The sequence below is a fragment of the Leisingera sp. S2M4 genome (genome assembly GCF_055398055.1).
Window position 1 is genome coordinate 20,454 of sequence record NZ_AP040863.1, and the last position, 12,151, is coordinate 32,604.

A 12,151-nucleotide genomic window follows, 5' to 3' on the forward strand; every position below is an offset into this window, starting at 1 on the left:
CAACCTTTTCGTTGACTTTTCCACTTACATCAGGAATCGTCATGCCTCAGAGGAGGACCAACATGCAAAGTTTCCTGAAATCCTGTGCTGTTCTGGCAGCAGCAGCGCTCGCTCCTGTTTCGGCAATGGCAGACGACTGGACGCCACCCGGACCCATCAAGCTCATGATCGGGTTTAGTGCCGGTGGCGGCGCGGACACCCAAGCGCGCCTGATTGCCGAAGCCATCGAAGACAAAACCGGCTGGAACATTCTACCTGAACAAGTCACCGGGAACAGCGGCCTTAACCTGCTTGCAGCCTTAAGCAAAGAGCCGGGGGACGGCTCCGCTATTGGCATGATCGTGTCCGAAACACTCGCCTACAACCTCGTCGCTGCACCAGAAAGCGGGCTGAAAGCCAATGACTTCACGCCATTGGCGACGACAGCGGCCTTTCAACTCGGCCTGGTGGCTATGGCCGGTGGCGAGTTCGACAGCTGGGAAAAAATTCAAACGGCAGCCGCCGCCGGAAAGACAGTGCGTTTCGGGACAGCAACTACCCGTCAAGGCGATGTGGCCTACCACCTTGGAAAAGGCGCCGGGATTGACTTCAACATCGTTTCAGTGAAGGGCGGCAAAGCGATCATGAACGGGATGCGGGCCGGCGATCTCGATATCGGCTGGGTTGCCGGAGCGCAGGCCAAACCCGTGGCGCAAGGCGAAATGGTCAACGTCGCACGCGCCATTCCGACTCCTCTTCGGGAAACGCCCGATGCACCCTCAATCACGGATCTGGGCAGCAAGTTTTATCTCGACGGCTATTTTATGTTCGTTGCTCCCCAAGGCCTTAACCCTGAGGCACGTGAAGCCATTGCCGGTGCTATCGAAGACGTTTTGAGCGATAGTGAAACCGATGCTGCCAAGTTGGTAAACCGCGCCTTCGGCGGCCCGACCGTGATTACTGGTGATGACTTGGACGCCATGCTTGCCAAGGCGGCCGAAGACTCCCGAGCTCTACTTGAGGATGTGGCAGAGTAATTTTAGCAGAAAAGCTGCGGGAGGGTATTGATGGGGTTCCTTGGTAGACCGAATACCTTGATTGGCCTTCTTGCCATCGTCTTTGGCATTGTCGCCATCACCGTGTGGATCCCCTTGGACACGGGTTCAGGCATCGTCGAAAAAATGCGGGGAAAATATCGTGTGGGCGATGCCCTTGCCCCCACGATGGCCTTCGTCATGCTGATCTTTTCCGGGCTGCTGTTGCTTTTGGAATCCCGCCATACTGCCGATCAGCCGACCATTTCCCGCGGCCATCTGACTTTTGCTGCAATGGCATTTCTTGTCTTCGTCACATCCATAGTACTCATGCGATGGAGCGGCCCGGTTGCCGTCACTCTTACGGGATTCGGTACCGGGCTGGAGGTGAGTTACCGCGAATTGCGAGACACAGTGCCGTGGAAGTATCTCGGCTTCCTTTTGGGAGGAAGTTTTCTTGTCGGAACCTTCATTTGCATCTCATCGCACGAGCGCAAGGTGTTTTTCTTCGTAATCGGGTTGCTAGCCGCCCTGCTGATGATTGCACTTTATGATCTGGCCTTCGACGACCTCCTTCTTCCCCCGAATGGTGATGTATGAACGAAGCTCTTACTTATATCTGGCTTGGAGTCCTCGCTGTTTTTGATGGGCCTGCATTGTTCAGCCTTGGTGGCATCAGCATTCCTGTCGCCTTAGTCATGCTGCTGTTTGGGTTACTGACAGGGATTGCCGTTGGCGCCACCCCCGGTCTGGCCGGGCCCATGGCGATGGCCGTCTCCCTGCCAATCCTGATCTCGGTCTTCGGTGTTTCCGCCGATGCGCTGTTGCCGGTCTTTGCCTTCCTGATCGGAATTATGAAGGGTGCGACCGTAGGGGGGGCGGTCCCGGCCATTCTCTTCAATACACCGGGCACTCCGGATGCGTTCATGACCACGCTTGACGGTCACCCAATGACGCAGCGCGGCACACCCAATCGCGCATTGAAGATCGCGCATTTCTCTTCGGTTTCAGGAGACACGATTTCCGACATCGTCCTGTTTGTATGTGCCCCATTCCTTGCGGTCATGGTCGAGTCCGTATTGGACCTCCCTGAAAAAACCGCACTTATCATCCTGTCACTTTCATTCATTGCCGCGGTCATGGGCGGCTCTGTGGCAAAAGGGCTGATTTCTGTGAGCTTGGGGATGCTGGCCGCCTTTGTCGCCACCGGGCAGGATTTTCACCCGCGGTTGACGCTAGGTGTAGAGGCACTCGCCGATGGCTTCCCCCTCATTGCCGCCGTGCTTGGTGTTCTCATTCTGGGAGAGGTTTTCAAGTCGATCTATGACATGTGGCTGGGAGTTTCCAGAGATCCTTCCTCAATTGGCCCAAACGAGCATCACAAAGATGGCCTTCAGCCTGGCGACATTCGCCGCATCCTACCTGTCATCGGGCGTTCTTCTATGATCGGCTGCATAGTCGGCTCTTTGCCAGGTGTCGGCTCGACATTGGCTGCGACGCTTGGGTATTCCTTGGGTAAGCAGCGTCACGAGACAAGAAAACCGGCCGGTGCCAAATCCTTTGGCGAAGGGATCCCGGAGGGTATTGCAGCAACAGAGGCCGCGAACTCCGCGGTGTCCGGTGCAAACCTAATCCCCGTGCTTTCACTGGGAATCCCCGGAAATGCTGCGGCAGTCTTTCTGATCCTGGCAGCAGACAGCATCGGCGGGTTCAACCCCGGGCCCTCCGTTTTCAATTTCACGGCCCCTGAAATCAATCCCGAATTGGTCGTCGCGTTCGGCATCTTCACGCTGATGGCCGTTGGAAACATCCTAAACTGGACCATCGGCGGTCTGTTTATGCGCTCCATGGGCGTCATGGCCAAGGTGCCGAACAGAATTCTACTCCCCATCGTCCTTTTGGTCACGCTGACAGCAATTTACGTGCAGGAAACCAGTTTGACAGCACTATGGATCGCAATCGGCTTCGGGTTCCTGGGCTTCCTTTTTAGGGTGCTGAAAATCTCGGTTCTGCCTTTCGTGATCGCATTCATCTTGGCAGCCCCCCTTGAGAACACTGCGAGGCAAGCATTCTCGGCAGCCGGTGGAGATCCGTTTTTTCTGTTTCACAGCAAAATTGCCACCGGCATGCTGGTGGTCACGGTGATGTTGGTCATGTGGCTATCTCGAAAACGAAGAGCAACTTAGCTTGTTCCGATGGCCAGTTTTCAGGTCGATTTATCCGGAGTCGGCACCCGGAATAGAAATAGCCCCTTTCTTTCCTGAGGCAGTACAATCATGCAACCCAGCCCTTTCAACATAATGTCCAAGCCGATCGGCCCCCGTTGCAACATAGATTGCAAGTATTGCTACTACCTTGAGAAAGAGAAGCTATTCCCGAGCGAAAAAAAATTCCGCATGTCTGACGAGGTGCTGGAGAGTTATATTAGACAGACCATCGAGTGCTCTTTGATGGCTGGCATGTCCGAGGTGAGTTTCGCTTGGCAAGGCGGCGAGCCAACTATGCTCGGGGTCAACTATTTCCGGAAGATTGTTGATCTTCAAAAGCAGCTTTTGCCTTCAGGCATGAAGGCCACCAATGCCTTTCAGACAAACGGTATGCTACTCAATGATGATTGGGGGCGTTTTCTGCACGACAACCACTTTCTTGTCGGTATCAGTATCGATGGCCCCAAGAAAATCCATGATCGCTACCGAGTCGACCGGGCGGGTCGCCCCACTTATGATGCGGTGATGCGCGGGCTCGATATTCTGAAAAAGCACAATATCCAGCACAACGCTTTATGCACTGTCCACAGGGCGAATGGCGGCAAGGGCAAGGAGATCTACAAGTTTCTGACGGGGTTGGGCATCGACTTCATACAATTCATTCCAATTGCCGAGCGGAAAGGGACAGATGGGCTCGCAAGCGCACCGCAAGTGGATCAGGATCCAGGTAATAGCGTTACCGAATGGAGTGTTGCACCACGAGCCTACGGCAAGTTTCTCTGCGACGTGTTCGATACTTGGTATCGAAACGACATCGGAAAAATCTTTGTGCAGTTCTTCGATGTGCAGGTCGGTCTATGGATGGGTCGTCCATCCACCCTCTGCGTCTTCGCCGAGACCTGTGGCAATGGCCTCGCTCTGGAACACGACGGAAGTCTTTATTCCTGTGATCACTACGTCTATCCGGAATACCGCCTCGGCAACATCACCGAGGAACCGATGGAAAAGTTGCTTTGGAACGATCGACAGGAATCCTTTGGCTACGCAAAAAAAGGAGATCTCACTGCGCAGTGCCAGTCCTGCGACTTCCGTTTTGCCTGCAACGGCGGGTGCCCAAAGCACAGGTTTTCAAAGTCGAAAAACGGTGAACTCGGGCACAATTATTTCTGTGAAAGCTACACGATGTTCTTTCGCCACGCCGGCAATAGGCTGAATGACATCGCGCACCGGCTCGCCCAACAGGCCAGCCGTAAGTGATCCGCCGCACTTTCAAGAATTGACAGCACTTCAGTACCGGCCATTCGCACAAGCCTCAGCGAAAGTCTGCAATCCGCCCGCCCCCCGAGAAACCTGCGCAGACGCAGCGAAAACCAAGCAAGTGCAACGAACGGCAACAAAGGTCCACTAAGCGGACCATAGAAGTTATCGGACAGCTGCAGGTGCGGCGACCGGCGGCTTCTTTCGGTGCTCTTGCAGCGTGGGACCGCCGCCCAGTTCGTCGAAACCAAGACTTTGTAAACGCCACTAACTGCGCTCCTCCGACCTTCGAGCGGGGCGCAGCATCGTCCTGGTCAACTGTGCAGCCCTGGAGGTCTGCTCTCGGCCCATACCGGACTTTCGCCAAACTCTCAGACTCCGCACTGCAGCTTCACCGAAACGGTCATTCGCCGTAAGTGCGAGCTTGGCAACTCACGGATGGGCGCGCCGTTGGGGGCCGCTGACTTGCTCGTCTATGGCGACTTTGGGCCTAAAGGTTTTCCCACATCTGTGTATCGACCACAGGAGCACTGCTTCTGAGCCATGACACGAAGCTGTCAGCTGCCGTTCCCGCGCGTGTGCTGTTTGGTAAAGCAACCGTATACCATACGCATTCGATTTGCCGCGGATCGAGCTTTACCAGCGCTCCGGACTGTAAGGCCTTGGCGCATAAAACTTCATCCGCGAGAACTACTCCTTCACCGTCTACAGCCGCCTCAATTGCGAGTGATAAGTCAGAGTAGACCCGCCCTTCCTGCCAGCACAGGGATGACGGCTCATGCGCGGAAAACCACTTGTGCCAGATCTCCCTGCCATTGTCGTGGACCAGCGGCACACTGTTCCAGTTACAAGGCCCGTCAGCCAGCAACCGGTTGTACAGTTCGGGAGTGCAAGCTGGAAAGCCGATGATGGGAAACAACCTTAGCTGTTGCTTCTCGCCAGCCGATTGCCGCGTCTCGAAATGGATAACCACATCCGCATGGCCTTTACCCAGCTGAGGGGGCTGCCAAGCGGGGCGCAGATCAATGTCGATCTTGGGATACTCTTCGCAGAATTCAGTGATCCGCTTGCGTAACCACAATGAGGCCAACGCCGGTTCCGCACTGACTACCAGCGTGCCGCTCCGTGTCATGCGAAGCATTCCGTCGCAGGCGTCGTTCAGGATCTGAAAACCGTTGGAAACCTGCGGCAGCAAGGCACGGCCGTCCTCGCTCAATTCTACGCGGTTGCCGAGTCGGCGGAACAAGGCCGTGCTCAACCATTGTTCCAAGGTTTTGATATGCTGACTGATTACGCTGTGGCTCACGTTCAGTTCCGCGGCAGCTTTAGCAAAACTGCTGTGGCGGGCGGCGGCCTCAAAGGCGCGCAGAGCGTTCAAATGGCGGAGTGAACCAAGCATAACTCACCGTATGAAAAAGCGACGCTGAGGGCAAGATTTACCCGTTTTTCGAATTTGCCACCCGCCGCTACCGTTTTGGAACGCAAGGCACACAGAGGAAAACGGAGGGCCGCATGGCCGATCAGCAAGCAAAACTGAATACCGGCCTATCGCTTCGGGTGGCGGATCTCCACAAGTCCTACGGTGCGCTGGAAGTTCTGAAAGGTGTCTCGCTCGAGGCGCGCGAGGGCGATGTGATTTCTATGCTGGGCTCATCCGGGTCGGGCAAGAGCACTTTCCTGCGCTGCATCAACCTTTTGGAAACGCCCAATGCCGGCACGATCACCGTGCATGGCGAGGACATCAGAATGAGCACCGACCGGCACGGTGTGTTCAAGCCGACGGACGCCAAACAGGTAGAGCGCATCAGGTCGCGCCTGGCCATGGTCTTCCAATCTTTCAACCTGTGGTCGCACATGACGATACTGGAAAACGTCATCGCGGCTCCGCTCCACGTTCTGAAACAATCCCGTGCCGAAGCCACCGAAAAGGCTGAAGCCATGCTTGAACGCGTCGGCATGTATGAACGGCGCGACTACTATCCCTCACATATCTCTGGCGGCCAACGGCAGCGTGCGGCAATCGCCCGCGCCCTGGCGATGGAGCCTGAGGTGATGCTCTTCGACGAGCCGACCTCCGCATTGGACCCGGAGTTGGTAGGCGAGGTCCTAAAGGTGATCCGCTCGCTGGCGGAAGAGGGGCGCACCATGGTCGTGGTGACGCATGAGATGGCCTTTGCCCGGGATGTGTCCAAAAAGGTCATCTTTCTGCACCAAGGCCTGATCGAGGAGCAGGGCCACCCCTCCCAGATGTTCAGCAACCCGAATACGGAGCGGTTCAGAGACTTCCTCTCAAATACCCGGAATTGACTGCGCCGGAGATGCGAATTCACAACAAGCAACAGGGAACCATCCGCATGACTTTCAAGAAAACCATCCTTGCCGCTACTGCGGCAGCCATGACCCTGATGGGCAGCACTGCTATAGCCGAGGCTCTGCGCGTCGGCGTCGAAGGCGCCTACGCACCTTTCTCCAAGAAAGAAGCCGACGGAACTCTCTCCGGCTTCGATATCGACATAGCCTATGCGCTTTGCGAACAGCTGGAGCGCGAATGCGTGCTGGTTGAGCAGGAATGGGATGGCATGATCCCGGCGCTGATCGCCAACAAATACGACGCCATCGTCGCCTCAATGTCGATCACCGAGGACCGCAAGAAGAGGGTCAGCTTTTCCGAGAAATACTACGACAACCTGTCGCGCTTTGTTGCAAAGGACGGAGCCGAATTCGAAATGACCGCCGAAGGCACAAAAGACGTGAAGATCGGCGTTCTGCGCGGCACGACCCTGCAGTGCTATGTCGAAAAACATTTTCCTGAGGCTGACATCAGGCTCTACAACACGCAGGAAGACGTTTTCGCGGACCTTACTGCCGGGCGTTTAGATCTTCAGCTGAGCAACACTCTTGGCGCACTTGATGGGTTCTTGAACACTCCGCAGGGTGAAGGTTTCTCTTTCTACGGCGAAGATCTGGATGATCCAGCCTGCTTGGGTGAAGGCGTTGGTATCGCTGTGCGCAAGGGTGACCCGCTGGCAGCTGAGCTAAGTGCAGCAATCAAGGAAATCCGCGCAGACGGCACCTACAAGAGCATCAACGACAAGTACTTCCCCGTCGACATCTACGGGAACTGACCCCGCAAGGTGCGCCTTGGCGGCGGAGCCCGCGTCACCGCCGCCCTTTCAATTTCCCACTAACACCGCAAGGGACAGAGGCACATGCAGCTGATTTACGAATACCGGCAGATACTTCTGGAAGGCGCCGGCGTCACCGTCTCGCTTGCAATTCTGTCGCTGGTCTTGTCGGTGATCTGCGGACTTGCAGGCGCCTTTGCCAAGCTGTCTCAGTCCCGCGGCATCCGCCGGGCCGGCAATACTTACACCACCTTCGTGCGCAGCGTGCCGGACTTGGTGCTGATGATGCTGATTTTCTACGGTGGCCAGGTGATGCTGAACGATATCGGACGCATTACCGGCCTCTGGGGTTATGTGGACGTCAATCAGTTCATTGCGGGTGTACTGACATTGGGCTTCATCTTCGGCGCCTATATGGCCGAAACCTTCCGCGGCGCGATCCTTGCTATCCCGCGCGGGCAGATCGAAGCGGCGATGTCGGTGGGCATGAGCCCGCGCCAGATCTTCCGGCTGGTAACCTGGCCGCAGATGGTACGCTATGCTCTGCCGAGCTTCACCAACAACTGGCTGGTGCTAATCAAATCCACCGCACTGGTGTCGGTGATCGGGCTGCACGATCTGGTCTGGAACGCCTTTGCTGCGGGCCGTTCCACACACAAGCTGTTCACTTTCATGATTGCGGTGCTGGTCATCTACCTGGTGATCACCGGCATCTCCGATCTTCTGCTGCGCTGGGTCGACCGTCGCTACAGCACTGGCGTGAAAAGGGCCTGACGATATGGAAACCGAACGCACTTTCCTTGAGTACCTCCGCCACATCAGCGAGAACCGCGCGCCGCTGGATTTCCTGCTGATCTGTGACAACCTCGGTAAATTCTTCGAGGGCGCGCTGGTCACCCTGCAGCTGACATTCCTGGCGCTGTTCCTGGGCGGCCTCCTGGCAATTCCCATGGCCATTGCGCGCGCCTACCGCAAGCCGGGGTGGAGCCAGGCGATCTGGGGCTATACCTACGCTTTCCGCGGCACGCCCCTGCTGGTGCAGACATATCTTTTCTACTTTGGCCTTGGCCAGTTCGAGGTAGTACGCAACTCGTTCCTTTGGGGACCGGTCCTGAGCGATCCATGGTGGTGCGTGCTGATAGCTTTCACACTGAACACCGCCGCTTATACGACAGAGTTCCTGAAAGGTGCGATTGAAACCACCCCTGAGGGCGAGATTGAAGCCTCCAAGGCTTGCGGCATGTCCTCCTTCACCCGGATGCGGCTGGTGGTGCTGCCGAGTGCATTCCGCCGGGCGCTGCCCGCCTATTCCAACGAAGTAATCTTCACTCTGCACGGATCGGTAATTGCCAGCACCGTAACCCTTCAGGACCTTCTAGGCGTCGGACGCTGGCTGAACGGGCGCTACTACCTAGCTTACGAGGGCTTCATCACGGCGATGGTCTTCTACATGGGCATCGTCTTCCTGATCTCCCTTGCCTTCCGCATGGCTGAGAAACGCTACCTGCGCCACTTGCGTCCGCGTGAGGCCAACCCCTCAAACCAGGCCGAAGCCACCGCTTGAATTTCTCTTCTTTAGCCAAGCCCTTTCGCGCTGGCGCACCCCAAAAAAATCGACTGTCGAAAGGTACCCCGATGACTAATGCTACTCCAAAGAAACGCGAGCTGATCGAAGGCCGCGCCGCAGTGATCGTCATTGATATCCAGAAATCAACCTTCGCTCCGATCCCCGACGAAGAACGCTCCATCGCTCATATGCCTGACTATGCGGAGCGAATGGCGCGCACCAAGGCGGTGATCGACAAGGCGCGAGAAAAGGACATCCCCATTATCTTCATTCAGGAGATCCACCGCGCCAATCTGATAGATTTCGGCCGCGAGCTGGACGGGGACGAGACGGTGCATTGCCTTGACAGCAATCCGCTCACGGATTTTGCGGAAGAGGAATTGGGAATGCGCCCCGACGACTATCGCATCTCCAAGCGGCGTTACTCGGCCTTCTACGGAACCGACCTTGAAATCCTGCTGCGCGGTCTGAAAACCGAAACCCTGATCCTGACCGGCGGTCTGACGGACGTCTGCGTGCATTACACTTTCGTGGACGGTCACCAAGGCGACTACTTCTGCCGTGTGGTGGAAGATTGCGTGGCAGGATCCAGTATCGAAGCTCACAACGCTTCTCTGAAGGCGATGGAATACCTCCAGCACGGTGCGGTCCGTTCCATTGATGAGGTTCTGTGCGCCATGGATCAAGCTGGCGGCTGACCCCAGGGCAAGGACGACGAAAATGCAGACCAACAGCAACATCGCAGCCGCAGGACTGGCGATGACCGCCTCTGCCATCCTCAGCTTCATCGACAACTTCGTCATTGAGGTCGCTCAAGAGGCGGGGCTCTGGCAGTTCCAGCTGTTCCGCACTCTCTTTGCAGTGCCCATGCTAATGATCGGTGCGCATCTGCTGAGCCAGCCGCTGCGGGTGGTGAGCCTGCCGAGGCTATCGCTGCGCAGCGCGGCCGTCTCCATTGGATTGCTGATTTACTTTGCCGCCCTTGGCACACTGCCGGTTGCCCAGGCCGGTGCGGGACTGTTCAGCGCGCCGATCTGGGTTCTGCTACTGTCAGTGCTCCTGTTCGGCACGCGGCTGAGCGGTCTGCAGCTGCTGGCGATTCTGACAGGTTTCGGCGGTGCGCTTATGCTGCTTCAGCCAGACTTCGCGGCGCTGACCCCTGCTGCGCTGATGCCGCTCGCCTCGGGGCTATTCTATGGACTTGGCATGCTGCTCACCCGCCACATATGCGCAACCGAAAGCGCCCCGGCACTGGCAATGGGGATCTTCCTTTTTATCGGCGCAGCAGGCATTGTCATGCTGGCCGTCGTCAGCCTGATGCCCGATTCCGACACCACCGGGCCCTTCCTGACCCGCGCCTGGGTCACGCCCAGCACGCGCTTTCTATGGCTAACCCTGTTCCAGGCCGCCGGGGCCGTGATGGCCGTCTCGCTCATCGCGCAGGCTTACCGGATCGGCACGCCGACTTTTGTATCGGTCTTCGAATACTCCTTCCTCATCTTCGCCTGCCTCTGGGGCTTTCTGCTCTGGGGTGTGGCGGCCACCAACCTCGCTTGGGCCGGGATTGCAGTGATCATCGCCTCAGGCCTGGCCATGTCCCTCCTTCAGAAAAGAGATGCCTGATGCCCCCGCTTCCTTCAAATCTTGCCATGGTGCCGTTTGTCTCTGTTGAACACATGATGGGTCTTGTTCACCACATTGGCATCGAACGGCTGCTGCAAGAACTGGCTGCCGAGATCGAGAGCGATTTCAAACGCTGGGAGAGCTTCGACAAGACCCCGCGCGTGGCCTCCCATTCGCCCGTCGGTGTCATCGAGTTGATGCCCACATCAGACGGCGAGATGTACGGGTTCAAATACGTGAACGGCCACCCCAAGAACACCAAGGAGGGGCTGCAAACCGTCACCGCATTCGGCCTTCTGGCGGATGTCGACACTGGCTATCCGAAATTGCTGACCGAAATGACGCTGCTCACCGCGCTGCGCACTGCGGCGACCTCAGCCATGGCGGCGAAACACCTGGCCGCCGAGGGCGCGAAATGTATGGCGATGATCGGCAACGGCGCGCAAGCGGAGTTCCAGTGCCTCGCCTTTAAGGCCGTTTGCGGCATTAACACCGTGCGGCTTTACGATATCGACCCGGTCGCCACCGAAAAGGCTGTCGGCAACCTCGCGGGCAGCGGCCTCACCGTGGTTGCCTGCAAGAGCAGTGAAGAGGCAATGGAAGGTGCAGAAATCATCACCACCTGCACCGCCGACAAGCAGTATGCCACGATCCTTACCGACAACATGGTCGGCCCCGGTGTCCACATCAACGCTATCGGCGGTGACTGCCCAGGAAAGACAGAGCTGCACCGCGACATCCTGCTGCGTTCGGAAATCTTCGTAGAATACCCGCCGCAGACCTGGATCGAAGGCGAGATCCAGCAGTTGGAGCAGGGCCACCCTACCACCGAGCTGTGGCAGGTGATCACCGGCCAGCAGGAGGGCCGCAAGAACGCGCGCCAAATCACGCTGTTTGACAGTGTGGGCTTTGCGATCGAGGATTTCAGCGCTCTGCGCTATGTCCATCGCGCAATTCAAGGCACCGCGTTCTACGCTGATCTGGACCTTCTGGCCGACCCGGATGATCCCCGCGACCTGTACGGCATGCTAACCAGAGCGAAAGGATGACCCCTTTGACCTCAGTTCACGCCGGATCCTCGATCGTCTTGTAACCTTCGCTACCGTCAGCAGCGAAAGTCGCCTCGCGCAGGTAGACTTCGTCGAAGTCTACCTGCGGTCGCATGGGGTGGCGCCTGTGGGGCGCTTTGCCTCTCCCCATTGCAAAGATCGACAGCTTCCCGCTCCAATGTCGATCACCCCGGAACCAGCGGAGTGGACCTGCCGGAGTGTCCGTTTCTGAGGTGTGTTCGGGGTGCGTTCGCTCCTGCGGCGAACTTTCAAAATCCGCCCGACCTGCTGGGGGCTTCTCGTCCCGCGG

The 12,151-nt window shown here is 57.3% G+C and carries 12 protein-coding genes; 11 read left to right on the forward strand and 1 reads right to left on the reverse strand.

Annotated features, from left to right (window positions below):
• The first annotated feature begins 62 nt into the window (after positions 1-62).
• The 4 genes from ACZ52D_RS19050 to ACZ52D_RS19065 all read left to right on the forward strand — a co-directional run bounded on the left by ACZ52D_RS19050 (position 63) and on the right by ACZ52D_RS19065 (position 4,477).
• Positions 63-1,016 carry a type 2 periplasmic-binding domain-containing protein gene (locus ACZ52D_RS19050; RefSeq protein WP_464443680.1) on the forward strand — a complete coding sequence of 318 codons (954 nt, stop codon included), beginning with the start codon at positions 63-65 and terminating at the stop codon, positions 1,014-1,016.
• Positions 1,017-1,046: 30 nt separating this feature from the next.
• Positions 1,047-1,613 carry a hypothetical protein gene (locus ACZ52D_RS19055; RefSeq protein WP_464443681.1) on the forward strand — a complete coding sequence of 189 codons (567 nt, stop codon included), beginning with the start codon at positions 1,047-1,049 and terminating at the stop codon, positions 1,611-1,613.
• On the forward strand, positions 1,610-3,199 hold the full coding sequence (locus ACZ52D_RS19060; RefSeq protein ID WP_464443682.1) for a tripartite tricarboxylate transporter permease: 1,590 nt from the start codon (positions 1,610-1,612) through the stop codon (positions 3,197-3,199). Before ACZ52D_RS19055 ends, ACZ52D_RS19060 begins: the two co-directional genes overlap by 4 nt.
• Positions 3,200-3,313: 114 nt before the next feature.
• Positions 3,314-4,477 (forward strand): anaerobic sulfatase maturase, encoded by a 1,164-nt coding sequence (locus ACZ52D_RS19065; RefSeq protein ID WP_464443683.1) that lies wholly within the window; start codon positions 3,314-3,316, stop codon positions 4,475-4,477.
• Positions 4,478-4,967: 490 nt separating this feature from the next.
• Here ACZ52D_RS19065 and ACZ52D_RS19070 read toward each other — a convergent pair whose 3' ends face one another.
• Positions 4,968-5,876: a LysR family transcriptional regulator gene (locus tag ACZ52D_RS19070; RefSeq protein WP_464443684.1), complete on the reverse strand. Its 909-nt coding sequence runs from the start codon at positions 5,874-5,876 to the stop codon at positions 4,968-4,970.
• 113 nt (positions 5,877-5,989) lie between these two features.
• Here ACZ52D_RS19070 and ACZ52D_RS19075 point away from each other — a divergent pair, with 113 nt between their 5' ends.
• The 7 genes from ACZ52D_RS19075 to ACZ52D_RS19105 all read left to right on the forward strand — a co-directional run bounded on the left by ACZ52D_RS19075 (position 5,990) and on the right by ACZ52D_RS19105 (position 11,841).
• Entirely contained in the window at positions 5,990-6,784 is a 795-nt protein-coding gene (locus ACZ52D_RS19075) for an ABC transporter ATP-binding protein (protein WP_464443685.1), read from the forward strand.
• A gap of 47 nt (positions 6,785-6,831) precedes the next feature.
• Complete coding sequence (locus ACZ52D_RS19080; RefSeq protein WP_464443686.1) at positions 6,832-7,602, forward strand: transporter substrate-binding domain-containing protein; 771 nt, start codon at positions 6,832-6,834, stop codon at positions 7,600-7,602.
• Between the two features lie 90 nt (positions 7,603-7,692).
• The gene (locus ACZ52D_RS19085) at positions 7,693-8,376 is read left to right on the forward strand and encodes an ABC transporter permease (RefSeq protein WP_464443751.1); all 684 of its coding nucleotides are present in this window, start codon (positions 7,693-7,695) and stop codon (positions 8,374-8,376) included.
• A 4-nt stretch (positions 8,377-8,380) separates the two neighbouring features.
• Positions 8,381-9,166 (forward strand): ABC transporter permease, encoded by a 786-nt coding sequence (locus ACZ52D_RS19090; protein ID WP_464443687.1) that lies wholly within the window; start codon positions 8,381-8,383, stop codon positions 9,164-9,166.
• A 71-nt stretch (positions 9,167-9,237) separates the two neighbouring features.
• Positions 9,238-9,867: a cysteine hydrolase family protein gene (locus ACZ52D_RS19095; RefSeq protein WP_464443752.1), complete on the forward strand. Its 630-nt coding sequence runs from the start codon at positions 9,238-9,240 to the stop codon at positions 9,865-9,867.
• A gap of 22 nt (positions 9,868-9,889) precedes the next feature.
• Positions 9,890-10,792, forward strand: a complete 903-nt coding sequence (locus ACZ52D_RS19100; protein ID WP_464443688.1) for a DMT family transporter — start codon at positions 9,890-9,892, stop codon at positions 10,790-10,792.
• Positions 10,789-11,841, forward strand: a complete 1,053-nt coding sequence (locus ACZ52D_RS19105) for an ornithine cyclodeaminase (protein WP_464443753.1) — start codon at positions 10,789-10,791, stop codon at positions 11,839-11,841. The genes ACZ52D_RS19100 and ACZ52D_RS19105 overlap by 4 nt, the downstream gene beginning before the upstream one ends.
• The last annotated feature ends 310 nt before the right edge of the window (positions 11,842-12,151 follow it).

What these genes read in the sequence shown, in the direction of transcription:
- ACZ52D_RS19050 (WP_464443680.1), top strand. Translation starts at nt 63, where the DNA reads ATGCAAAGTTTCCTGAAATCCTGTGCTGTTCTGGCAGCAGCAGCGCTC.
- ACZ52D_RS19055 (WP_464443681.1), top strand. Translation starts at nt 1,047, where the DNA reads ATGGGGTTCCTTGGTAGACCGAATACCTTGATTGGCCTTCTTGCCATC.
- ACZ52D_RS19060 (WP_464443682.1), top strand. Translation starts at nt 1,610, where the DNA reads ATGAACGAAGCTCTTACTTATATCTGGCTTGGAGTCCTCGCTGTTTTT.
- ACZ52D_RS19065 (WP_464443683.1), top strand. Translation starts at nt 3,314, where the DNA reads ATGTCCAAGCCGATCGGCCCCCGTTGCAACATAGATTGCAAGTATTGC.
- ACZ52D_RS19070 (WP_464443684.1), bottom strand. Translation starts at nt 5,876, where the DNA reads ATGCTTGGTTCACTCCGCCATTTGAACGCTCTGCGCGCCTTTGAGGCC.
- ACZ52D_RS19075 (WP_464443685.1), top strand. Translation starts at nt 5,990, where the DNA reads ATGGCCGATCAGCAAGCAAAACTGAATACCGGCCTATCGCTTCGGGTG.
- ACZ52D_RS19080 (WP_464443686.1), top strand. Translation starts at nt 6,832, where the DNA reads ATGACTTTCAAGAAAACCATCCTTGCCGCTACTGCGGCAGCCATGACC.
- ACZ52D_RS19090 (WP_464443687.1), top strand. Translation starts at nt 8,381, where the DNA reads ATGGAAACCGAACGCACTTTCCTTGAGTACCTCCGCCACATCAGCGAG.
- ACZ52D_RS19095 (WP_464443752.1), top strand. Translation starts at nt 9,238, where the DNA reads ATGACTAATGCTACTCCAAAGAAACGCGAGCTGATCGAAGGCCGCGCC.
- ACZ52D_RS19100 (WP_464443688.1), top strand. Translation starts at nt 9,890, where the DNA reads ATGCAGACCAACAGCAACATCGCAGCCGCAGGACTGGCGATGACCGCC.